This is a genomic window from Dellaglioa sp. CoH-56-MRSF-12 (assembly GCF_056782075.1).
In genome coordinates, this window is sequence record NZ_JBXAYD010000056.1 from 1 (window position 1) to 307 (window position 307).

Annotated in this window: 1 protein-coding gene; it reads right to left on the reverse strand. The window is 55.0% G+C overall.

The genetic code is table 11. From position 1 onward, the window contains the following. Window positions 1-32: 32 nt before the first annotated feature. Window positions 33-307 (reverse strand): hypothetical protein (locus tag AC1RPY_RS07765; RefSeq protein ID WP_481763109.1); only part of this gene is annotated, 275 nt, incomplete at its 5' end.

Below are 307 nucleotides of genomic sequence, written 5' to 3' on the forward strand. Positions count from 1 at the left end.
GACAACGCGTTTTACAGCAAACGTAATCTCGCTCATAGCCCGTATTTCTCCTTGAACTGGTCCCATGTCATCGCCTTGTTCCCGGCCTTTACGATCTTGTCCGCGAACTTAGCACCCGGCTTGTATAGTAGCACATTCATCTTCGCGCTGTACTTGACAACGGTGCCGCCCTGAGCCTCGACAAACGCCTCTTCGTCAGCCGAGCGGTAACTGGTCCAAGCCACATTGACCCCTGCTAGCTTCGCGCCTGCTGCCTTCTTCCGCACTGGCAGTTCGCCATCGATCTTGAACACGCCCTTAAGAGGAC